The 20,067-nt window shown below is 62.1% G+C and carries 18 protein-coding genes; 10 read left to right on the top strand and 8 right to left on the bottom strand.

Annotated features, from left to right (window positions below):
* Nucleotides 1–37: 37 nt before the first annotated feature.
* From LXM55_RS25315 to LXM55_RS25305, 3 genes are all read left to right on the top strand, one after another.
* Nucleotides 38–748, top strand: coding sequence for a histidine phosphatase family protein (locus LXM55_RS25315; protein WP_233322889.1), 711 nt, complete (start codon nucleotides 38–40; stop codon nucleotides 746–748).
* Between the two features lie 51 nt (nucleotides 749–799).
* Nucleotides 800–1,114 carry an SCP2 sterol-binding domain-containing protein gene (locus LXM55_RS25310; RefSeq protein WP_233322888.1) on the top strand — a complete coding sequence of 105 codons (315 nt, stop codon included), beginning with the start codon at nucleotides 800–802 and terminating at the stop codon, nucleotides 1,112–1,114.
* A gap of 257 nt (nucleotides 1,115–1,371) precedes the next feature.
* On the top strand, nucleotides 1,372–3,090 hold the full coding sequence (locus LXM55_RS25305; protein ID WP_233322887.1) for a hydrogenase maturation protein: 1,719 nt from the start codon (nucleotides 1,372–1,374) through the stop codon (nucleotides 3,088–3,090).
* Between the two features lie 50 nt (nucleotides 3,091–3,140).
* Here the strand turns inward: LXM55_RS25305 and LXM55_RS25300 are convergent, their stop codons facing one another.
* Entirely contained in the window at nucleotides 3,141–5,774 is a 2,634-nt protein-coding gene (locus LXM55_RS25300) for an MGH1-like glycoside hydrolase domain-containing protein (RefSeq protein WP_233322886.1), read from the bottom strand.
* A gap of 199 nt (nucleotides 5,775–5,973) precedes the next feature.
* On the opposite strand from LXM55_RS25300, the gene LXM55_RS25295 reads away from it, so the two are divergent.
* From LXM55_RS25295 to LXM55_RS25270, 5 genes are all read left to right on the top strand, one after another.
* Nucleotides 5,974–6,246 carry a hypothetical protein gene (locus LXM55_RS25295; protein ID WP_233322885.1) on the top strand — a complete coding sequence of 91 codons (273 nt, stop codon included), beginning with the start codon at nucleotides 5,974–5,976 and terminating at the stop codon, nucleotides 6,244–6,246.
* A gap of 349 nt (nucleotides 6,247–6,595) precedes the next feature.
* On the top strand, nucleotides 6,596–6,865 hold the full coding sequence (locus LXM55_RS25290) for a hypothetical protein (RefSeq protein WP_233322884.1): 270 nt from the start codon (nucleotides 6,596–6,598) through the stop codon (nucleotides 6,863–6,865).
* 853 nt (nucleotides 6,866–7,718) lie between these two features.
* Entirely contained in the window at nucleotides 7,719–9,113 is a 1,395-nt protein-coding gene (locus tag LXM55_RS25280) for an amidase (RefSeq protein ID WP_233322882.1), read from the top strand.
* An 87-nt stretch (nucleotides 9,114–9,200) separates the two neighbouring features.
* Nucleotides 9,201–10,550: a citrate-proton symporter gene (locus LXM55_RS25275; protein WP_233322881.1), complete on the top strand. Its 1,350-nt coding sequence runs from the start codon at nucleotides 9,201–9,203 to the stop codon at nucleotides 10,548–10,550.
* Nucleotides 10,551–10,666: 116 nt separating this feature from the next.
* A complete protein-coding gene (locus LXM55_RS25270; RefSeq protein ID WP_233322880.1) occupies nucleotides 10,667–12,025 on the top strand; it encodes an OprD family outer membrane porin in 1,359 nt (452 codons plus the stop codon).
* Between the two features lie 131 nt (nucleotides 12,026–12,156).
* On the opposite strand, the gene LXM55_RS25265 is transcribed toward LXM55_RS25270, so the two are convergent.
* Nucleotides 12,157–13,062, bottom strand: coding sequence for a LysR family transcriptional regulator (locus tag LXM55_RS25265; protein ID WP_233322879.1), 906 nt, complete (start codon nucleotides 13,060–13,062; stop codon nucleotides 12,157–12,159).
* A 201-nt stretch (nucleotides 13,063–13,263) separates the two neighbouring features.
* On the opposite strand from LXM55_RS25265, the gene LXM55_RS25260 reads away from it, so the two are divergent.
* Together LXM55_RS25260 and LXM55_RS25255 are read left to right on the top strand one after the other, a co-directional pair.
* Entirely contained in the window at nucleotides 13,264–13,737 is a 474-nt protein-coding gene (locus tag LXM55_RS25260) for a hypothetical protein (protein ID WP_233322878.1), read from the top strand.
* A gap of 372 nt (nucleotides 13,738–14,109) precedes the next feature.
* Nucleotides 14,110–14,736, top strand: a complete 627-nt coding sequence (locus LXM55_RS25255; protein ID WP_233322877.1) for a response regulator transcription factor — start codon at nucleotides 14,110–14,112, stop codon at nucleotides 14,734–14,736.
* A 22-nt stretch (nucleotides 14,737–14,758) separates the two neighbouring features.
* Here LXM55_RS25255 and LXM55_RS25250 read toward each other — a convergent pair whose 3' ends face one another.
* The 6 genes from LXM55_RS25250 to LXM55_RS25225 all read right to left on the bottom strand — a co-directional run bounded on the left by LXM55_RS25250 (nucleotide 14,759) and on the right by LXM55_RS25225 (nucleotide 20,058).
* On the bottom strand, nucleotides 14,759–15,934 hold the full coding sequence (locus LXM55_RS25250) for an EAL domain-containing protein (protein ID WP_233322876.1): 1,176 nt from the start codon (nucleotides 15,932–15,934) through the stop codon (nucleotides 14,759–14,761).
* A gap of 190 nt (nucleotides 15,935–16,124) precedes the next feature.
* Nucleotides 16,125–17,084, bottom strand: coding sequence for a fimbrial protein (locus LXM55_RS25245; protein ID WP_233322875.1), 960 nt, complete (start codon nucleotides 17,082–17,084; stop codon nucleotides 16,125–16,127).
* A gap of 285 nt (nucleotides 17,085–17,369) precedes the next feature.
* On the bottom strand, nucleotides 17,370–18,239 hold the full coding sequence (locus LXM55_RS25240) for an MrpH family fimbial adhesin (RefSeq protein WP_442799786.1): 870 nt from the start codon (nucleotides 18,237–18,239) through the stop codon (nucleotides 17,370–17,372).
* A 17-nt stretch (nucleotides 18,240–18,256) separates the two neighbouring features.
* Nucleotides 18,257–18,766 (bottom strand): fimbrial protein, encoded by a 510-nt coding sequence (locus LXM55_RS25235; protein ID WP_233322873.1) that lies wholly within the window; start codon nucleotides 18,764–18,766, stop codon nucleotides 18,257–18,259.
* Nucleotides 18,763–19,275 carry a fimbrial protein gene (locus LXM55_RS25230; protein ID WP_233322872.1) on the bottom strand — a complete coding sequence of 171 codons (513 nt, stop codon included), beginning with the start codon at nucleotides 19,273–19,275 and terminating at the stop codon, nucleotides 18,763–18,765. The genes LXM55_RS25235 and LXM55_RS25230 overlap by 4 nt, the downstream gene beginning before the upstream one ends.
* Nucleotides 19,276–19,323: 48 nt before the next feature.
* Nucleotides 19,324–20,058 (bottom strand): fimbrial biogenesis chaperone, encoded by a 735-nt coding sequence (locus LXM55_RS25225; RefSeq protein WP_233322871.1) that lies wholly within the window; start codon nucleotides 20,056–20,058, stop codon nucleotides 19,324–19,326.
* Nucleotides 20,059–20,067 lie beyond the last annotated feature (9 nt).

Below are 20,067 nucleotides of genomic sequence, written 5' to 3'. Positions count from 1 at the left end.
CCTCGCAAAACTTTCAACGTACCGGGATGACGCGGACGTGGGCAGCATCTACTTGATTCGACATGGCCAAGCCTCTTTCGGTGCAGACGACTACGACGTGCTGTCGGCTACCGGCGTTCGCCAGGCTGCCGTGCTCGGCGAGCATCTGGCTGCGCTGGGCATCGGCTTCGATCGCTGCCTGTCCGGCGACCTGCGGCGCCAACAGCACACCGCGCAGGCCACGTTGGAACAGATGAGCGCGGCAGGCTTTGCCAGCCCGTCACTGGAAATCGATTCCGCCTTCAACGAATTCGACGCCGATGCCATTATCCGCGCCCTGCTGCCCGATCTGCTGCCCCAGGAACCCGAAGCGCTGAACATCCTGCGCAACGCCGCGCAGAACCGCGCCGAGTTCCAACGTATTTTCGCCTTGATCATCCAACGCTGGCTGGCCGGCACCTACGACCCGCCGGGCCTGGAAAGCTGGCTGGGCTTTGTCGAACGGGTCCAGAGCGGCCTGCAGCGGATTCTCGAAGCGGCCAACAATCAACAGAAGATCGCCGTGTTCACCTCCGGCGGCACCATCACCGCCCTGCTCCACCTGATCACCCGGATGCCCGCGCAGCAGGCATTCGAACTGAATTGGCAAATCGTCAACACCTCGCTCAACCAGCTGAAGTTTCGCGGTCGCGAGGTGTCCCTGGCTTCCTTCAACGGTCATGCCCATCTGCAACTGTTGAAGGCCCCGGAGCTCATCACCTTCCGTTGAGCCCGGCTTACTGTGACCCTTGCTGTAACCACCCCATAAAAGGATCGAACCATGACCTCCGTAGCTGACGCCGTACAAGCCATGAAAGCCAAGTTCAACCCAGCTGCCGCTGCCGGCCTGGACCTGGTTTTCGGTTTCCGCATCGATGACTCCAAGCACTTCTCGCTGGTGGTCAAGGACAGCACCTGCGAACTCAAAGAAGGCGAGAACCCAGACGCCCAGGTCACCCTGGTGATGGACGGCGAAACCCTGAACGGCATCGTCAGCGGCGAAACCGACGGCATGCAAGCCTTCATGGGCGGCAAACTGCGCGCCGAAGGCGACATGATGCTGGCCATGAAGCTGAGCGAGCTGTTCCCAGCCTAAGACCTCGCCAGGTCTGGCTGCACCGAATCCCGCCCCTGTGGCGGGATTCGTCGTTTCTGGGCCACGCAACGCTCTAGCCCGCCTGTTCGCCCTGGGTCAATACCACTGGGCGGCTCAACCCGCAGGCCACACGCTTGATTGATCTCGGTCAGCTCTCCCCCGGCAGCCCCCCTCTACTCTTGCGCCTCCATCGCGGCCAGGGACGGCACAGCCGGAGCCCTTTGCCACACCGCTATCACTCAAGGAAGAGTCTGCTTATGCGATCACTGAAGATCATCCTGCTGTCCACCGCCTTCAACGGTCTGACCCAACGCGCCTGGCTCGACCTGCGCCAGGCCGGGCACCGCCCCAGCGTGGTGCTGTTCACCGGCGAAAAAGAAGTCTGCCGGCAGATCGAAGAGGCCCAGGCCGACCTGGTGATCTGCCCCTTCCTCAAGGACCGGGTGCCGCAGCAGCTGTGGAGCCACCCCAAGCGTCCAGTGGTGATCATCCACCCGGGCATCGTCGGCGACCGTGGCGCCAGCGCCTTGGACTGGGCCATCAGCCAGGAACTCAAGCGCTGGGGCGTCACCGCGTTGCAGGCGGTGGAAGAAATGGACGCCGGGCCAATCTGGTCGACCCACGAATTCAACCTGCCCACCGGCCTGCGCAAGTCCGAGCTGTACAACGGCCTGGTCAGCGACGCGGCCATCCGCTGTATCCGCGACGTGGTGGAAAAATTCCGCAACGGCTTTGCCCCCGTCCCTCTGGACTACGAAAACCCCGCGGTGCTCGGCCGCCTGCAGCCGAACATGAAGCAATGCGACCGTACCTTCAGCTGGCACGACAGCGCGCAGTTCATCAAGCGCAGCATCGACGCCGCCGACGGCCAGCCCGGCGTCCTGGCCAGCCTCGCCGGCGGCCAGTACTACGTGTACGACGCTCACCTGGATTCACGCACCGGCATGCCCGGGCAACTGCTGGCGGTGCATGACGATGCGGTACTGGTGGCCTGCGGCGACCACAGCCTGTGGATCGGCGCCCTGCGCCTCAAGCCCCAACCTGGCGAGGAAACCTTCAAGCGCCCGGCCCGCCACGTGCTCGGCGAGCGCCTGGCCGAGGTTCCGGTGCTGGACTGGTCGGTATCCAGCAGCCCGTTCAGCACCGAGTCCTACCAGCCGATCCGCTACCGCGAGTCCGGCCGAGTCGGTGAGCTGACCTTCGAGTTCTACAACGGCGCCATGAGCACCGAACAGTGCCAGCGCCTGGTCAGCGCCCTGCGTTGGGCCAAGGCTCGGGATACTCATGTGCTGCTGGTACGCGGCGGCCGCGGCGCCTTCAGCAACGGCGTGCACCTGAACGTGATCCAGGCCGCCCCGGAGCCCGGCCTTGAAGCCTGGGCCAACATCCAGGCCATCGACGACGTCTGCCTGGAACTGCTCAGCGCCCGCCAACTGGTGGTCAGCGGCCTGACCGGCAATGCCGGCGCCGGTGGCCTGATGCTGGCGCTGGCTGCGGACGTGGTCCTGGCCCGCGCCGACACCGTGTACAACCCGCACTACAAGAGCATGGGCCTGTACGGCTCCGAGTACTGGACCTACAGCCTGCCCCGCGCCGTCGGCCAGGCCATGGCCAAGCAGCTGACCGAAGCCTGTCTGCCCATCAGCGCCCTCCAGGCCCTGCAGATGGGCATGGTGCAAGAGATCGGCCCGCGCTGCCCGGACGAGTTCGGCCTGTGGCTGCTGCAACGGGCCAATGGCGTACTCACCGACCCGCGCTACCAGCACCTGCGCCAGCGCAAGCTGGACGCCGACCCGCAACTGATGCAGCACTGCCGCAACGCCGAGCTGGAAGAAATGCACATGGACATGGTGCAGAACCGCAAGGGCTTCGCCGAGAAGTGCAGCAACTTCGTCTACAAGCGCAAGACCTGCTGCACACCAGAGAGGCTGATCGAAGCCTGGGCCAAGCCCCAGGACATCGCCCTGGTGGGTTGATCCAGAGCCTTCCCTTCCGCAACCGTCGCCCGGCTCGCCGGGCGACGCCTTCAGCCTCGTGGCTGCAACAGCAACGCCACCAGCGCCGTCCACCCCGTCTGATGGGACGCCCCCAACCCACGCCCGGTTTCACCATGGAAGTACTCATGGAACAGCACCAACGCGCGGTCCTCGGCCTCCACCTGCAACTGCGGATAGCTGCTCATGGACGGCCTGCGCCCCTCCTCGTCCAGCAGGAACAGTCGCGTCAGGCGCTGGCTCAAGCCGTCGGCCACTTCCTCCAGAGACGCCAGATACCCTGAACCCCGCGGGTACTCCACCGAAAAGTTGACGTCGTAGTAGCGATGAAACTCGCGCAGGGATTCGATCAGCAGGTAGTTGATCGGCATCCACAGCGGCCCGCGCCAGTTGGAGTTGCCGCCGTACAGCCGTGAATCGGACTCTGCCGGCTCATAGCGGGCGCACAGCTGCTTGCCGTCCACCTGCATGGCGAACGGCTGCTCGAAGGCCTTGGACAGGGAGCGGATGCCGAAGTCCGAGAGGAACTCGCTTTCATCGAGCATGCGCTTGAGCAGGTCCTTGGTGCGCTCGCCCCGCAACAGCGCCAGGAGCATGCGGTTGCCCTTGCCCGGCTCGTACCAGCGCGACACCAGGCTCGCCAGGTCCGGACGGTGATGCAAGAAGCCCAGCAGGCGCTGGGCCAGCCCCGGCAGGTTCTCGTGCTCGTGCTGCTCCAGCACCTGCACCGCGAACAGCGGCATCAAGCCAACGATGGAGCGCAAGCGCAGGGGTTCGTTCTGCCCATCGGGGCGGTGCAGCACGTCGTAGAAAAACTGGTCCTGTTCGTCCCACAGCCCCTCGGCGCTTTCATCCACGCGGTTGATGGCCCCGGCGATATAAAGGAAGTGCTCGAAGAACTTCACCGCAATGTCCACGTACACGCCATTGCGCTTGGCCAGCTCCAGGGCGATGCGCATCAGGTCCAGGGCGTAGGCCGCGACCCAGGCCGTACCGTCGGCCTGATCCAGGGTGAAACCATCAGGCAACGGCGCGGAACGATCGAACAGGGCGATATTGTCCAGGCCGAGAAAACCGCCCTGGAACAGGTTGCGGCCCTCGGCGTCCTTGCGGTTGACCCACCAGGAAAAATTCAGCAGCAGCTTGTGGAAGATGCGTTCGAGAAAGTCCAGGTCGCCCACGCCGGTCAGGGCCTTTTCCTGCTGATAGACCCGCCAGCAAGCCCAGGCGTGCACCGGCGGGTTGGCGTCATCGAAGCGCCACTCGTAGGCCGGCAGCTGGCCGTTGGGGTGCATGAACCGATCCTTGACCAGCAACAGCAGTTGCTGCTTGGCAAAGCCGGGGTCGATCAGGGCGAAGGCCACCGCCTGGAAGCCCAGGTCCCAGGAGGCGTACCAGGGGTACTCCCAGGTATCGGGCATGGAAACGATGTCGCAGTTGGACAGATGGCGCCAATGGGTGTTGCGCAGGTGCTCGCGCTCGCCGGGGGGCACCGGCTGCCCGGGATCGCCGTCCAGCCACCGGTTGACGTCGAAGTCATACAGCTGCTTGGACCACAGCAACCCGGCCAGGGCCTGACGCTGCACATTACGCGCGTCCGCGCTTTCGATGCCCTGCTGCAGCGCCGCGTAGAACTCATCGGCCTCGCGCCGACGCTGCTCGAACAGGTTGCGGGCGCTGACCGGCTCGCTGCCGGCCGGGGCAAAGCGCAGGAACAGCCGCTTGCTCTCGCCGCCCGCCAACTCCAGGACGAAATGCGCCGCCACCCGGGTGCCGCCATCGAAGGCCACCGCACTGGCTTGCCCGTCCACCAGGTAGTCGTTGATGCCGTCCTTGAACGGCCCCGGCGTCGCCAGCCCGTCCAGCTTGGGGAAGTTGCTGTCGTTGTTGCAGAACAGCCACTGGCAAGGCTCAGCGCCCCAGGCGGTGATCTGCCGCTCGGGCAGGTGCCCATGCCGCGCCAGCACCCTGTCGCCCTCCAGACGCAGGCTGGGTCGCGGCTCGTCGCCACCCCAGCTCCAGGTGTTGCGCGCCCAGACCTGAGGCAGCACCCGCAGCCGCGCCGGCTGGTGGAAACGGTTGTGCACGGTGACGTGCATGAACATGTCATCGGCCGTGTGCTTGGCGTACTCCACCGTCACATCAAAGTAACGGTTGTCCTCGAAAACCCCGGTATCGAGGATCTCGTACTCGGCATCATTCAGGCCGCGCCGGGCGTTTTCCGCCACCAGGTCGGCATAGGGAAAGGCCGCCTGGGGGTACTTGTAGAGCATGCGCATGTAGGCGTGGCTGGGCACGCCGTCGAGGTAAAAATACAGCTCCTTGACGTCCTCGCCGTGGTTGCCTTCGGCATTGTCCAGGCCGAACAGACGCTCCTTGAGAATGCTGTCGTGCTCGTTCCACAACGCCAGCCCCAGGCACCAGTGCTGGGCCTTGTCGGAGAACCCCGCCAGCCCGTCCTCGCCCCAGCGGTAGGCGCGGCTGCGGGCATGCTCGTGGGGGAAGTAGCTCCAGGCGTCGCCATCGGCGCTGTAGTCCTCGCGCACCGTGCCCCACTGCCGCTCACTCAGGTACGGGCCCCACTGGCGCCAGTGCTCGGCCTCGCTGCCTTGCAGGCGCTGGCCTTCAAGGGTGTCGAGAAGGCGGGTTGCAGACTTTGCCGGCATGGGAGGTGTCCTTGGCCACGAAGGTGAGTTGCAGTGTAGGAGCGCCCGGTCTCCCTGCCCCGTGACAAATGTTTCACGGTGCGAACGCCCAAGGCCGCGAAAACCGCGTGAAAAGCCCGTTCCAGAGCTTGTGCGGTTAAATTTTTCGCCCCTGGCTCGTTATAATCGGCAACCCTTTTATGGGCATGCGGATTCGATGATGTTCAGTTGCAAAGCGTTTTTCCCCTGCCTGTTACTGATGGCAACCTGTTCGGCCCAGGCCGCAGGCCTTGACCTGAGCTACCCGCAGCCTCCGTTGCCGGCCACCGCTCAGGCGCCGGCACCGGAGAGCGACACGCCGAAGCTCAAATTGCAGTTCAAGCCGGCCATCAGCTACGAGCACCGTTGCAGCGGCCAATGCACCTACGAAACCAATATCGACCAGTTGCACGACCGCGAAACCCGCCATAGCGCAAGCGTCGGCTTCGACTGAGCCCTGCCATTGAACCTGTGGCACGCTTGATCCACACTCGCGCTCCTGAGTCCTACAGCAAACTCAGAAAGTCCTGCCCTGCCAGTGCCTTGTTCCGTTTTGGGGGACATGCCTATAGTCCCGGGTCGTCCTGATGACGATCGGGTTTGGCGACCCGATGACCGTGTGCGAGAGCCCTGTGCTTGTTTGCAGGGCTTTTCGCATCCGTAACGCTGCCTATATGGCGGCTGTACGCGGGAGACCTTCGGGTCTGCCGGCTCCCCGGTCCCGGTTCGCCAACCTGCGTACAGCTGCCACCTTTCGTTTGGCGACGATCCAGTGGCGCTCTCAACCGACCGAGGCGTTACTTATGAACAGATACATGCCGATCACCGGCCACGACTGCACCATTCCTTCCCTGCTGATCGATACCCAGGCCCCTGCCGATGTGCTGTACGAAGCGGCCGCCTATCGCATCCGCGCCGTCACTCAACTGCTGGAAAACTTCGCCGCCCGCCCCGACATCCCCGGCGATGCCGTGGTGCTGCAAGAGCTGGCGCTGATCTGCGCCATCCCGCTGCGCGATGGCTGCGATGTGCTGGATGTGCTGGGTCGCCAGCTGCTAGCGCAGCCGCGCTGAACCTGTAGGAGCCGGCCTGCCGGCGTAGGGGAGCGTTAGCCACGTGTAGACCTTTCGGCCCCCTTCGCGGGCAAGCCAGCTCCTACGAAAAGCCTTGCGTGCACTGGAACTGTCGAGGCTCCGTTTGCAGGCGAAGACCTGAGTCGGATGACAGGTTTGCAAAACACTAGCCGGTATCAGGGCATACCTTATCTGGCCTTACAGTTATCCAACTCATCTTGAGTGGTTAATGCTGTCGTTAAACCCAACCGATATTTACAGTAGGCAATGACTTTTCGCTTCTCCAAGTCGCTTAACTCAGAGAGCGTCTTATCGTCTGATTCATAGGCAAAGATGTTTTCAAACGCCATCTGAAAAGAGGGATACCTCTTGATGAAAAACACCTTTTCCGGATAGGCATCCTCCATCTTTTCGTAGAAACCGATGTATAGATAAGCGACTAGCAGAATAGACAATACAAAAAATAGATTTTTCATTTGGACGGCGGCGGCAATAGTTGGGTTTTGACTCGAAGTTTTCGCATTAACTCAATTCCAATGTTACCAGGGCAAATTTTTCCTTCACTGCAAGCACAGCCCCACTGAACCGGTAGGAGCCGGCTTGCCGGCGAAGAGGCCCGCGAGCCTTGTGCAAACCCTGAGGCCGCCTTCGCGGGCAAGCCCGCTCCGACACAAGGTTCCGGCATTACGTGGGATGCGCGGGGCCGCAATGAATGATGCAGGGGGAGACACCGCTGCAGTGCTCACAAAAACGCAACACCAGGCTGCGTTCTTTGTGATGGTTGGGCCGGGTGGGAGGCGCTACAGTCGGGTCATCAGCAACCCGACTGACGCCCGACACAAGGATGCGTTCGATGACTGATTTGCACGATCTATCCACCACTCAGCTGCTGGCGCAGTTCGCCAGCCGCCAGCTCTCGCCCCTGGACTACTACGAACATCTGCTGGCCCACATCGGGCGCTGGGAGCCGCATATCCGTGCGCTCTACGCCTTCGATCCGGAGCAGGTACGCCTGCTGGCCCGGGCTTCCACCGAGCGCTGGAACAAGGGCACGCCCAACGGCCCGCTGGACGGGATTCCGGTGACGGTCAAGGAACTGATCGCCACCCAGGGCACGCCGATTCCCCTGGGCAGCGCGGCCACCACCCTGAAGCCGGCCCTGCAGGATGCGCCACCGGCCGCGCGGATGCGTGAGGCCGGGGCGATCATCCTGGCCAAGACCACGGTGCCGGATTTCGGCATGTTGTCCTCGGGGCTGTCGAGCTTCCACGGCATTACCCGCAATCCCTGGAACACTGCCTGCAATACCGGTGGCTCCAGTTCCGGGGCAGCGGCCGCAGCGGCCGCCGGGTATGGACCGCTGCACATCGGCACCGACATCGGCGGCTCGGTGCGCCTGCCGGCCGCCTGGTGCGGGTTGGTGGGGTTCAAGCCGACCCTGGGGCGAATTCCCATCGACCCGTACTACACCGGGCGTTGCGCCGGGCCCATGACCCGCAGTGTCGAGGATACGGTGCTGCTGATGCGCTACCTGGCCAAGCCCGACGCCCGCGACGCCACCAGCCTGCCGCCCTTGACCGGCGACTGGAGCGATGAACCGGTGTCGGTCAACGGCTTGAAGATCGGCCTGATGCTGGAGCCCGGCGCCGGGCTGCAACCGGAAGGTTTTGTCTGTGAGGCGGTGGAGCGCGCCGCGAAATGGTTCGAAAGCCACGGCGCCCAGGTGCGCCCCCTGGCGCCGATCATGGACCGCGCGCAACTGGACGGCCTGGACCGCTTCTGGCGCGCCCGGCAATGGGCGGAACTCTCGGCCCTGGGCGCCGAGCAGTTTGCCAAGGTGCTGCCGTATATCCGCGACTGGGCGGCGCCGGGCGCCGAGCTGTCCGGGGTCGAGGCGGTGCAGGGCTTCAACCAGACCTTCGAGATGCGCCGGCGCGCCGCCCAGGTGTTCAGCGAGTTCGACCTGGTGCTGTCGCCGACCAACCAGATCAACAGCTTTCCCGCGCAGTGGCCGTCGCCGAGCAACGACCCGCAACAGCCGTTCGAGCACATCGTCTTCACCCTGCCCTGGAACATGGGCGAACAACCGGCGCTGTCGATCAACTGCGGTTTTGCCGCCGATGGCATGCCCATCGGCCTGCAGATGATCGCCCCACGCTTTGCCGATCAATGGCTGCTGCAAGTGGCCAAGACCTATGAGAGCTGGCGCGGAGCAATCCACAGCTGGCCGAATCCGCCGTCTCACTGACACACCGAAACTGCCACCTTCACCCCAGCCCCGGGCCTCGCCGCCCGGGGCCTGGGCAACCTATGAATAAAAATTCGAGGGGCCAGTATGCACAGCCAAGCGTCCAATCCATCCACCACACCCGAGCCTGAAACGCCCAACGCGGCGGGGGGCAAGCGCAGCGTGTTCGCGGTGATCCTCGGCAATGCCGTGGAGTTCTTCGATTTCGGGGTCTACGCCACCTTCGCGGTGATGATCGGCCACACTTTCTTTCCCTCCGACAGCGCCTTCGTCAGCCTGATGCTGTCGGTCACCGCCTTCGGCGTCGGCTTTATCGTGCGGCCCCTGGGGGCGGTGCTGATCGGTGCCTACGCCGACCGCGTCGGGCGCAAGCCGGCGATGCTCCTGACCCTGGTGATGATGGCCGTGGGCACCGGCAGCATCGCCATCCTGCCCAGCTACGAGAGCATTGGCATCGCCGCGCCGATCCTGCTGGTGCTCACCCGGCTGATCCAGGGCCTGGCCTGGGGCGGCGAGGCCGGCCCCGCCACCACCTACATCCTCGAAGCCGCGCCAGCGCACAAGCGCGGCACCTACGCCTGCTGGCAGGTGGTGGCCCAGGGCGTGGCCGCCATGGCCGCCGGCACCGTGGGCTACACCCTGACCCAGGTGCTGTCGCCCGAGGATCTCAATACCTGGGGCTGGCGCGTGCCGTTCGTGTTCGGCCTCCTGGTGCTGCCCATCGGTATCTACATCCGCCGCAACCTGGCGGAAACCTTCCACGGCCAGGGTGAGCAGGCCAGCACCGGCAGCCTGGTGCGCCAGGTGTTCGGCGAACATCGCCGGGCCCTGGTGCTGGGGTTGCTGATTCTCTCCGGCAGCACCATCACCCAGTACTTCATCAACTACATGACCACCTTCGCCCTCACCGAGCTCAAGCTGCCCACCAGCATCTCCATGCTCTCGACCCTGGTGGCCGGCGCGGCGATGGCGGTGTGTGCGATTGCCGGCGGCATGCTCTGCGACCGTTTCGGCCGCCGCACCATCCTCATGGCGCCGCGGGTGGTGCTGTTGCTGGTGCTGTTCCCGGCCTTGCAACTGATGACCGAACACCCCAGCCCGGCGACCTTCCTGCTGACCCTGGCGGTGCTCTCCGGCCTGCATGGCATGAGCGGCGCAGCGCTGATCGTGCTGCTGGTGGAGAGCTTTCCCAAGGCCGTGCGCTCCACCGGTTTCTCCATCGTCTACGCCTTTGGCGTGGCGGCTTTTGGCGGTACCGCGCAGATCATCATCACCTGGCTGATCGGCACCACCGGCAACCCGATGTCGCCGGTGGGCTACCTGCTGGTGGCCAACCTGGTGTGCCTGACCGCGGCCTGGTTCGCCAAGGAAACCCGCCCGCAATCACCCGGGTGCAGCCACCCCGGCCAACGGCTCGCAGAAGCCCGCGCCCGCTGAGCATTCGCCTCACGGCCCGACACCCTTTTACGGCACCGCGTTTTTCTCTACCCTGCCGGCCGCGCATGACCGCGGTCGGGCGGTGGACCGACGCCTTTGATTTGTGGGGAAGCACCATGCAACAGCCTGTACTGTTCACCCTGGCACTGGCGGCCAGTAGCGCCGTCATCGCCCAGGACAACCCGCGCCCGAGCCAGCAGGAGCAGGCGCCGGGGTTCATCGAGGGCAGCCACCTGGACCTCAACCTGCGTCACTACTATTCCAACCAGCACACCCAGCGCGACACCTACCTGAGCATCAAGAAGCCCGACGGCATCGAACGTACCCGGGTCAGGGAAACCTGGGTGCAGGCCGGCATGCTCAAGTACAGCTCGGGCTACACCCAGGGGCTGATCGGCCTGGGCGTGGATGCCGCGCTGTTCAGCGCGGTGAACCTGGAGCGCGGTCATGGCCGGGTGGCCAACGGCGGCGACCGGGTGCTGGTGGACAGCGACGGCGACGCCCTGCCCACCTGGAGCCGCCTGGGCATCGGCGATGTGCGCTTGCGCCTGTCCAACACCGAGCTCAAGGCCGGGCGCCTGATGACCGACAACCCGGTGCTGCGCTTCAAGGACAACCGCGCCCTGCCCTCAAGCTTTCAAGGCGTGGGCCTGTACAGCAACGAGACCGACTGGCTGGCGCTGCAGGCCGGCAGCTTCGACCGGGCCATCCCGCGCACCGGCACCGGCAGCGAGCGCCTGACCACCACCTTCGGCAACCGCGCCTACAGCGGTGAACGCATCAGCTACCTGGGGGCCACCGTGAAACCCGGCCTGGGCCTGGAAGGCAGCCTCTACGCCTCGCGCTTCGAGAACATGTGGGACCAGTACTACCTGGGCCTGACCCACCGCGCCGGGGACAAAAGCCAGCTGGCGCTGAAGACCGCATTCAACTACTACCACACCCAAGACCAGGGCCAGCAACGCCTGGGCTACATCGACAACGACGCCCTGAGCCTGGCCGTCACCGGCAGCCATCAGGCCCACAGCCTGACCCTGGCCTGGCAACAGGTGTTCGGCAACGAGTACTTCGACTATGTCTGGGAGTCCACCGGCAACTACATGGCCAACTCCCTGTACTCGGACTACAACGGCCCCAACGAAAAGTCCTGGCAGCTGCGCTACGACCTGGATTTTGCCACCTACGGCGTGCCCGGGCTGAGCGCCAGCCTGTGGCACGCCAAGGGCTGGGACATCGATGGCACGCACTACGACGGTGATCGCAACGGCCGCAACCGCGGCTACAACGTGCGTGGCCTGGACGGCGCCAAGCACAACGAAAACGGCCTGATGCTGGCGTATGTGGTGCAATCCGGGCGGCTCAAGGATGCAGTGCTGCGCACCATCGTCTACAACCACCGCGCCAGCGGCGGGCAGATCGACGGCAGCTATGACGAGTTCCGCCTGGTGGGCAACTTTCCGTTCAACCTGTTCTGAAACACGGTGCAACGCGAGCCCCTGTAGCCGCTGCCGCAGGCTGCGTACGGCTGCGCAGCAGACGCGGCGCTCTCAAGGCCGTGGGCAGCCGGCGGGCGGTCCCCAGGCAACACGGCCCCTCCTCCAGGCCGTCAATCAACCAGGGCGTAGTGCTGCATCGCCCGGGCGAGCATGTCCTGGCATTTCAGGGTGGCCACCGACAGGGGCCGGTTGCGCACCACGCACAGGTCGACGCGGATCCGCTCCAGGTGTTCGTCGTCGATCGGCACCGCCACCAGGCCATCCCCCAGGTCCCGGGCCTCGGCATCCACCTGGGGCAGGATCAGCACCGCCGCGCGCTGGCGGGCCAGGCTTTTCTGCACCTCCAGGGAGCTGGTGGTGAACACCGGCAGGATAGTTACCCCACGCTTCTTCGCAGCCCCTTCCAGGGCCTGGCGCACGCCGTAGGCCGAATCGGGAATGGCCAGGGGCTGGCCCTGCAGGTCCTCCAGGCGAATGCTCGGGCACTGGGCAAACGGGTGCTCGGCACTCACCAGTACCCGGTGCCACAACTGGCAATGGGCGGTCACTTCCACCTCGGCGCGCTCTTGCAGGTAGAAGGCCAGCCCCAGGTCGGCCTCGCCACTGCACAGGGCATCCAGGGTGGCGCCGGCACTGGCGATGACGATATTGAAGGTGACCTTCGGATGGGCCCGGTTGAACGCTGCAAGCACCGGCGCCAGCACGCTGGAAACGATACTTTCCGACACATGGATGCTGACGTTACCCGCTACCTGGCTCTGCCGGCTGGCGATCACATCCCGCACCTGGTCGAAGCCGCGCAAGGTCGAGGTGACCTGCTCGGCCAGGCACTCGCCTTCGACCGTCAGGCGAATGCCCCGTGGGCCGCGCTCGATCAGCGCGGTGCCGAAGAAGTGCTCCAACTGCTCGATCTGCCGGCTGACCGCGGTGGGGGTCACGTACAGGCGCTCGGCCGCCTGACGCAGGGAGGCGCACCGGGCCACCTCGTGGAAGTAACGCAACGCTCGTAATTGCATGGCCACAGGCCCCCTCGCTGAACGGATCCAGCAGGCACGCAATTACTGCGCCAGCCCTTGGCCAATCGGTCCTGGCCGCGCGGATGTCACACAAAAGATTGATCTGCACGGTGCCCCTGCCTAACCTGCTAGAGCGCCGACGCTCTCATTCGGCAAGCACCATTCCCCGCGCCCTGGCCGGCCCGTTTGCAAGGAATTTCCATGAACATTCTGCCCCGCACCGCACCCCTAGCCACACTTCTCGCCGCTCTGGCGCTGCTCAGCGCCTGTTCCAGCGTGACCCGGGACATCAAGCAGGAACCCACCATCACCTCCGCCGGGATCCTGGCCTTTCGTGATATCTGCCTGAAGTCCGCGCCGACCTTCGCCGGCGCCGAAACCGCCGCACGCAACCACGGCATCAGCGAACTGAGCGATGCCGGCTTTGCCAAGATGGGCATGAACCAGGACCAGACCCTGGGGGTCCAGGTGCAGGCCAACAAGGAGTGCGCGATCACCACCCCGAGCCAGAACGACAGCTCGCTGACCCAGCAGTTTCTGAGCATGGCCGGCAAGTTCTCCAGCACCCCGCTGGCACAGAGCGTGCCGACCAAGATCACCCTCGACGGGCAGACCTTCATCCTCATGCACGATCGCCGTGGCGGCGAAGCCTATGTGCTGCTGAAGGCGCCATAACAGCCTGCCGGGCGCACGCCCGAACAGGTATCCGGCCTGGCTTGAGCACCAGGTCGGACGGCGCAAACTTCCCACTTGAACCCAGCCCTCAAGGACAGCGCGAAACCTGTAGCAAGAAGCTTCTTGGAAGTTTGCAAGGCGCTTCTTGCACGAATCAATTGGCCCTTTTTCTGAACTACCATGCTGACGCCGCTTGCAAAGCCCTGGCTTTGCAGGGGTTACCCGCCGTCTTCGCGGCCTGGAAACCCATCCTCAACCCCACGCAGCGAGTCATAAGGCCATGACCTCCCTAACAAAGACAGTGACCGTCGAGTGACCCATTTTCCACAACGCCCGCAAACCACTTTCCCTTGCGTACCTTCCGAGGGATCAATGAAAAACAAACGCGTCCTGATCGTCGACGACCACCCGATTATCTGCGCCGCCGTCAGCGAGTTGCTCGAAGAGCATGGCTACGAGCCCGTGGGTGAGTCTGCCGATGGTTTCGACGCCTTGGAAAAGATCCACAAGCTACGCCCCAACTACATGCTGCTGGACATCACCCTGGACAACCTGGACGGGCTCTCGGTCCTGCAGCGAATCGCCATGGACCACCTTGAGGTCAAGACCCTGGTGTTCACCGCCAATCGCGCCAGCACCTACGGCGTGCGCTGCATGCAGGCCGGGGCCATGGGCTTCATCAACAAGAGCGCCGGCCTGCAGGAGCTGGTCAAGGGCCTGAACGCCCTGGCCGACGGCTATCTGTATTTCCCCAAGGAAGTCCTGGAGATGTACCGGGGAACCGGCCATGCCTCCAACGAGGTGCTGAGCAGCCTGACCAACAAGGAGCTGGTGATCCTGCAGCTGCTGGCCAACGGCTACAGCAACCTTGAGATCGCCAACAAGCTCAACCTGAGCAACAAGACCATCAGCGGGCACAAGATCAATGTGCTGAAGAAGCTTGGGGTGCGCACCACCATCGAGCTGGCCACCATCGCCAGGCAGATGGACCTGCTGTGACGGTCGCCGACCCGCCGCGCCACTAGCCCTGGCCAAGCAACCCCAGGGCACAGGGGTGGGCAGCCAGTACCTGGAGCAGCGCCGCGGCATTCATGGGCTTGTGGAACAGATAGCCCTGGGCCGCATCGACCCCCAGGCGCTGCAAGTGCGCACGCTGCTTCTCGGTCTCGATGCCTTCGGCCACCAGCTCCAGATTGAGCGAGCGCGCCAAGCCGACCACGGCCTCGATGATCCGGGTTTCCTTGGCCCCCAGGGCGTTGGCGACAAAGCCCGAGTCGAGCTTGATCTGGCCAAAGGGGATGTCCGCCAGGCGCATGATCGACGAATGCCCGGTGCCGAAATCATCCAGCGACAGGCGTACCCCGCTTTTCACCAGGACGCTGATGCTTTCGATGCTCTGCATGTTCAGGATCAGCGCCTGGCGCTCGGTGATCTCCAGGGTCACCTGCTGCTTGGATACCCCGGCCTCGTCGATCTGCTGCAGCACCCGGGCGGCGAACTCCGGGTCGGTCAGCTGGCCGGCTTCGATGTTGTAGGAAAACACCAGGGCCGCGCCGCCGGTGCGGGTGCGCAACTGCCGCTGCAGCGCCAGGCCCTGCAGCAACAGGCATTCGAAGAGCTGGCGATGGCGCTGCGGGCTGTCGAACAGATCGAGGAAGAACTGCGGCCCCAACACCCCTTGCTGGGGATGCCGCCAGCGAGCCAGGACCTCGACGCCGGTAATGCGCCGGGTCTTGATGCAGACCTGGGGCTGGAAGTACGGGACGATCTGTTGCTGCTCCAGGGCCATGGAAACATCCAGCTGCGCGATCCAGTCATTGCTGGCAGGGCGCTGCCGGCCTGCCGCCTGGGCATGGCCGCGAGAATGGTTGCGCACCGTGCGCTTGACGGTCAGCGCCTTGAGCAGCAAGGCGCTGATCTGCACCGTGTCCAGCTCGCTGTAGCTGCCCACGCTGTACTTGCCGGAACGCACGCGAAAGTTCGCCAGGCCCCAGCGGATGGGCGTGTCCAGGGCCTCGCATTCGATCATCGAGAAAAAGCCGTAGTGCTCGCAGAGCCGGCGCAGGTAATAAATGGCCGTCAGGGAGTGCACAGAGTCGCAGATCACCAGGTCCAGTTCGCCCAGCTCGGGCGGAAACTGGGTCCACTCGGCATCCTGGCTGATCACCTGGACCCGGGCAAAACCCGAGGCGGCCATTATTCTTGAAAGGCGTCGAACCCGAAAAGCGTTCGAACACAACAACAGTACGCTCAGCGTCGACATGACCTGCGGGCTCCGGAGAAAAAATCATGCTAGCCAAATCAGGCTCAGCTGAATTCAGGATGCTTCCTCAATCGAGGCGGGAAGTTTCTGAGGCTCATCACCTCGTTGCCAAACCCCTTCGCCCCTACTTGTAAGTGAGGGTAAACGCCGCCCGGGCATTGGCCTTGCCCGGCTCGGGGCCGGCTGCCGTATCGGAGGTCTGGATGTAGCGGGCCTTGAGCTCGATGTTCATGCTGCTACCACTCAAACGCGCCATCGACACCTCCCGGCCCAGGGTAAAGGGCGTGACACCATCCTTGCGCAGCACCTGCACCGCAACCCCCTTGGCCGTGGAGTCCGTCGTCAGGCCGAGGATGCCCCGCTCGGCATCGACAATGGCCGAGCCCCGCGCACCGTCCAGGCGCAGGTGGGCATTGGCGTTCTGGTAGAAGTTCCAGCCCTGGTCCGTCGGGTAGGTGCCCGCCGTGCAGTTGGTCAGGGGAATGACCACCTCCTTGCTGTCCATATGGCTGTCCTTGCCGTTGAACTGGCGGCGCATGACCTCACCCATGGGCACTTCGATGTAGGTGTTGGCGCCACCGGCCAGGGAGCACTCGGAGCGGACCACGGTGCCGGTCAGGAACACACTGTGGAACCGGCGGCTGCCGGACCAGAAACCCACCGCCGCCGTGCTGTTCTTGATCGCGGAACTGCCCATGGGAATCTCGTCGCTGATCTTGATCAGGGTGAACTGGGTTTCCACCGGCTTGACGATACGCAAGGACGAGATGTTGGTCAGTTTGAACGGTACATAGGGTTGCACCCCAGAATAGGTGGTCCACTGGCTTGAGTTACGGCCAGGGGCAACCATAACCACCCCCACGCCAGGCACGTTGGTCTTGGCGATGCTGGCATTGCCCATCTCCAGCCCCGCAATCGGCGGCAGGCTGATACCGCTCACCTTGGGCCAACTGCTGGCCCGGGCTTCCCAGGTGTCATTCAGCAGGCAGGTGATGTCGCTGGAGTGTTGATAGCTATAGCTGACACTGGCCGTGCCAATCACCGAACCGATGGGGGCATCTCGCGGAACATAATGGGTGCCCATGTCGAAATCCGGATAAACACTAGAGTCCCCCCCCGTGCAATCGGCCAAGGCTCGAGAGCTTATTAAGATAAACAAAAAGAGTATTTTTCCGTGCACTAACCGCCCCCACCAACTCTTTAAAAGCTTTAACGGAGACCAGCCTAGCAAAATCGCAAGTATTATAAATCAAGAACATTCCCGTATAAATCAAGAACCCTCTCGAAATTCATTCAGCAGGTAGGCAAGACCAAGGCGTATATTTCAAGAACATACTTTATGCACATCAAGTACTGACTTAACCTGCCCTCAAGGAATTGAAAGTACCAGATACGAACCGCCACGAAAGACTCCGGCAGTAACAGCGCCATCTGTGTGCAGCACCGGCTCAACACGCACTGCTGTAGAAAATGTATTGGCCGTCATCGAGACTTTCTGCCCACCCCCCGTACCATTTATGCTCAGCTCCGAGCGCAACCCGCTAACCCCCGTCAACTCGACAATTCCCTGAGTATGAGGCGCGGCAGCAACTGAAACCTTCGCCTCGCGATTACATGAAACATACGCTGTAGTGCTTGAGCGATCTCCTTCCACTGAGTCCATGGAAAGATCTCCATGCTGCAACTCAATGGAGCTTGAAATACTACAAGTCAATGCCGGTACAACAGGCGGCGGCAAGGTAATGCCAGCACTGCCAGATCTTGCGCCCTTACAGGGCCAGGTTGCTTTATTTCTTCTATAGTCACAGACCATGAACGATACGGTATCAACGCGATTACCTTCCAGAAATTTCAGCGTATAACCACCACCAAACAGCTCGAAACTTTCATTCAGTATCGCTGGCAACTTTCCGTCCGGGACCTCAGTCTGAGCCAGACTTTTGCGTAAAAAAACCGGATCGAACGAGGGAAAGAAGTTTCCGCCAATCTCCATATAGGTAACGATCATATAAACGCCGTCACGAGTCGGCCAAATAATATTTCGCGAGTATGGAATAGTCGTTTTGCTTTCCCAGGTGACCGTATACACCCCCTCATCAATATTGCCCTTTACAGCGTAAGCCTTATCTCGCTCTTCATACTCAATAAACAGGGCAGCATTGGCCACCGTCGTCCAAAACGCGGAGAAAGCGCAAACCAGGCCCACCCCATGCAACAATGCAGCCCTTAACGCTTTCATATCAACCACTCCCACGTTCAATGGTACACAGCAGAAATAGTCGCAACTGCAGAAAACCCACCCAACTTCAATTCAACGCCAGGCTGCGCGACCAATTCCGCTTCAATTGAATTATTGGCAGAAGTAGAAGATTCAACACTGCTATTGGGCAGCCATACCAGGTTAGAGCGAACCCGAACTATCTTGATCCCAAGACCGTCGACGCTGGTCTTAATAACATCCGATGAAAACCCGTTGACGGCGGTTAGCGTCAACAAAATTGATACTTCCCCACTGCCACACTTTATATCCATGTTGATGGCCTGTTTGTATTCTCCCTGGGAGATTTTTGATACATCCACACGTTCGAAATTAATATTATTTCCAGTGGAGTTTATCTTGCAGGCCGGCTTCATGATGGTTCCAGAGATCGTCACTGCCGACCTGCCCACCTCAACGGCCCCTGCATGAGCGCCCGGCAACAGGCACAAGGCCATGCCCAGAACACCGCCCCAAAAATGGCTACGCCGCCTGTTCTCGGTACTCATGGGTAGGTCAACTCGAAACTTACAAAAGAAGAGAATTGACCGACTGTGATCGTTTGCCCTTGAAGCGGTAACAGATAAGCATTAAAGGATAATCGCTCACTCGCGCCGCCAACCACAACGTACTCGATAGTGTCGGAGTTGATCTTTATCTGCTCACCCGCAGTACTTTCTATTGCGATGGCAATCCCCGAGGCGTCTCCTCCAACAGCCAGGGCACCGGGTAACTGCGACGCTTCCAGCCCCTTGAAAACCAGACTCACCTTACTGGCAGTCGGGCAGGTCTGAATATCAATATGAAAAGGCTTTCCAGCGGTTCTTTCCATTCCCAGCAGTTCCCTCTTGTTGTACTCCCCAAGGACCACGGTCTGTTCTGCATTCTCAATGATCAACTCGCAGGTGGGTGCCACCAGTACACCAGAAAAATCAATGATCAAATCCTCGGCACAAGACAGGAGACTAAAAGCGCACAAGCCAATACCAAATAACGCCTGCCCAGCTGTAAGTTTCATTACATCAACCTTGATAAAGCAGGACAGGGTCTGCCCGGGATAATGAGATTACTGTTTGCCCGTCAGCATCTGGCATGTTGATGCAGCGCATGCGTACTTCTGTTCCTGATAGCCACCATAGTCGCTGACATAAGTCAGTACCGGATGGGTAATTGCCGCACCTGGCGCCTTTAACTCTTGAGAGGTGAAAGGTGCCAGCATGACAGCGGAAAACTCAGTGGTCCCTGGCCGGGTTGCAGCATCTCGCAGATCAACAATAGTTACGTAATAAGGCGTCGGGTTCTCCAGACGAAGATGCCCCGCAGACTTGATAAGGTTCAATTTTTCTTGCCACACTTCGCCCTCACGGGGAGTTATCGCTGCGGGCCGGTAGAACAGCTTGATTTTTGTCTGCAATGCAATCTGCATGGTATTGGCTTGTTCACTGCGCGGCGGCACTTCTCGCAAGTTAAAGTAAAACAGCGACTCGCGGTCCTTGGGCAGGCTTTCGATCTCCGGGGACTTTACCAGCTTTACCTGACCACCCGAGTTCGGCTCCAGACGCTGTAGCGGAGGCAGGACGATAATCGGTCCCGAGACTTTTTTCTCATGCTCATTTTCTACCCAAGCCTGGGCCAGATACGGCATTTCCTTATTATCATTTCGAATATTCAAGCTGACTGACTTATTACCCCCATCAAAAATCACCCGGGTTCGATCAAGTGACACCGCCGCCTGCGCCGGAGAAAAAGGCAGCATCGACAGGGCGATCAGGAGTACATAACTAAAACCAAACATATACATGACAAGTGC

Origin of the sequence: Pseudomonas sp. Au-Pse12 (assembly GCF_021341665.1) — a bacterium.
In the GTDB taxonomy this organism is placed as follows: Bacteria; Pseudomonadota; Gammaproteobacteria; order Pseudomonadales; family Pseudomonadaceae; genus Aquipseudomonas.
Note: the sequence above shows the minus strand (reverse complement) of the source record. Positions and strands in the feature narration are given on the sequence as shown.

What these genes read in the sequence shown, in the direction of transcription:
- LXM55_RS25310 (WP_233322888.1), top strand. Translation starts at nt 800, where the DNA reads ATGACCTCCGTAGCTGACGCCGTACAAGCCATGAAAGCCAAGTTCAAC.
- LXM55_RS25305 (WP_233322887.1), top strand. Translation starts at nt 1,372, where the DNA reads ATGCGATCACTGAAGATCATCCTGCTGTCCACCGCCTTCAACGGTCTG.
- LXM55_RS25300 (WP_233322886.1), bottom strand. Translation starts at nt 5,774, where the DNA reads ATGCCGGCAAAGTCTGCAACCCGCCTTCTCGACACCCTTGAAGGCCAG.
- LXM55_RS25295 (WP_233322885.1), top strand. Translation starts at nt 5,974, where the DNA reads ATGTTCAGTTGCAAAGCGTTTTTCCCCTGCCTGTTACTGATGGCAACC.
- LXM55_RS25290 (WP_233322884.1), top strand. Translation starts at nt 6,596, where the DNA reads ATGAACAGATACATGCCGATCACCGGCCACGACTGCACCATTCCTTCC.
- LXM55_RS25280 (WP_233322882.1), top strand. Translation starts at nt 7,719, where the DNA reads ATGACTGATTTGCACGATCTATCCACCACTCAGCTGCTGGCGCAGTTC.
- LXM55_RS25275 (WP_233322881.1), top strand. Translation starts at nt 9,201, where the DNA reads ATGCACAGCCAAGCGTCCAATCCATCCACCACACCCGAGCCTGAAACG.
- LXM55_RS25270 (WP_233322880.1), top strand. Translation starts at nt 10,667, where the DNA reads ATGCAACAGCCTGTACTGTTCACCCTGGCACTGGCGGCCAGTAGCGCC.
- LXM55_RS25265 (WP_233322879.1), bottom strand. Translation starts at nt 13,062, where the DNA reads ATGCAATTACGAGCGTTGCGTTACTTCCACGAGGTGGCCCGGTGCGCC.
- LXM55_RS25260 (WP_233322878.1), top strand. Translation starts at nt 13,264, where the DNA reads ATGAACATTCTGCCCCGCACCGCACCCCTAGCCACACTTCTCGCCGCT.
- LXM55_RS25255 (WP_233322877.1), top strand. Translation starts at nt 14,110, where the DNA reads ATGAAAAACAAACGCGTCCTGATCGTCGACGACCACCCGATTATCTGC.
- LXM55_RS25250 (WP_233322876.1), bottom strand. Translation starts at nt 15,934, where the DNA reads ATGGCCGCCTCGGGTTTTGCCCGGGTCCAGGTGATCAGCCAGGATGCC.
- LXM55_RS25245 (WP_233322875.1), bottom strand. Translation starts at nt 17,084, where the DNA reads ATGGGCACCCATTATGTTCCGCGAGATGCCCCCATCGGTTCGGTGATT.
- LXM55_RS25240 (WP_442799786.1), bottom strand. Translation starts at nt 18,239, where the DNA reads ATGAAAGCGTTAAGGGCTGCATTGTTGCATGGGGTGGGCCTGGTTTGC.
- LXM55_RS25235 (WP_233322873.1), bottom strand. Translation starts at nt 18,766, where the DNA reads ATGAGTACCGAGAACAGGCGGCGTAGCCATTTTTGGGGCGGTGTTCTG.
- LXM55_RS25230 (WP_233322872.1), bottom strand. Translation starts at nt 19,275, where the DNA reads ATGAAACTTACAGCTGGGCAGGCGTTATTTGGTATTGGCTTGTGCGCT.
- LXM55_RS25225 (WP_233322871.1), bottom strand. Translation starts at nt 20,058, where the DNA reads ATGTATATGTTTGGTTTTAGTTATGTACTCCTGATCGCCCTGTCGATG.